This is a genomic window from Streptomyces sp. NPDC037301 (genome assembly GCF_055602785.1).
Window position 1 is genome coordinate 1 of record NZ_JBVJWD010000189.1, and the last position, 1,076, is coordinate 1,076.

Sequence of the window (1,076 nt, forward strand, 5' to 3'; positions counted from 1 at the left end):
CGACTTCTCCACGGACTCCTGCTCGACAACGGACTCGGTCATCTCTGGCGTCTCCTTGATCATCAGATCCGCCGTTGATTAGACACTCCCGGTCGCGCAGATAGGTGCGGTGGTGGTATTTCGGCAGAAGTAGGCACAGGCCTTGGCGATCATGGAGTTGCGACGCTCTGTGATCACCGGAGACCTGTGACTGTCTTGCCATCAGGGATTAGCCGATGACGTTTAGGCCGAGGGCGGCGCAGATTTGGGCGGCCTGGTCGGGGGAGATTACCGCGCCGCGAAACTGTGCGGCGGTGGCGAGGGTGAGTTCGCCGAGGTCGGCGCCGCGTAGATCGGCGTCGGTGAAGGTGGCGGCCCGCAGGTTGGCGTCGGCGAGTCGGCAGTCTTCGAGGGTGGCGTCGCGGAAATCGGCGCCGCCGAGGTTGGCTTCGGTGAAGCGGATGCCGACGAGGTGGGTGCCGCGCAGGCTGAGGCCGTTGAGGTTGGCGACGGCCAGGTTGCAGCGGGTGAGTTGGAGGCCCAGGCCGCGGTGTCCGGTGAGGCGGGCTCCAATCATGCGGCAGCCGGTGAAGGCGGCGTCGGCGAGCAGGGCGCCGCCCCATTTGGTGTTGGCCAGGTCGACGCTGTCGCAGGTGAGGTCGCCGCAGTCGGCGTCGGTGAAGTTGGCTGCTGTGGCGGTGCAGTCGGTGAAGACGGTCTCGGCGAGCTGGGCGCCGCGCAGGTTGGCTTCGGTGAAGGTGCAGCGGGTGAGCGTGCGGGGATGCTGATTGCGCCTCAGAGCCTGTCGGGTGGCCGGTTGATTACGCCGCGATGAGGTCCTCGACGGTCTTGGCTCGGGCGGTCTTGCGGTGGGATTCGTGGCTCCACCGCGATGGCTGCCCAGCGAGTCGGACGAGCATCAGGCGGATCATCGCCACCTTGATCATGGCCTCGGAGGTCGCGGTCAGCCGTTCGTAGTCGCGGGCCAGCCGACGGTTTCGGACCAGCCAGCCGGATGGGTGGGCCGTGCGGCGAGGTGCTCGCCCGGGGCAAGTCCTTTTCCGCACGGCCTCCCGCCGAACCGGACATGACGGTTT

1 protein-coding gene and 1 pseudogene are annotated in these 1,076 nt (G+C 67.1%); both read right to left on the minus strand.

Features of this window, described 5'->3' with window-relative positions; genetic code table 11:
- Positions 1 to 208: 208 nt before the first annotated feature.
- Entirely contained in the window at positions 209 to 883 is a 675-nt protein-coding gene (locus ACZ7IB_RS49305; protein WP_470921925.1) for a pentapeptide repeat-containing protein, read from the minus strand.
- Positions 801 to 1,076, minus strand: a pseudogene (locus ACZ7IB_RS49310) (hypothetical protein); the annotation flags it as partial. The gene ACZ7IB_RS49305 and the pseudogene ACZ7IB_RS49310, both read right to left, overlap by 83 nt.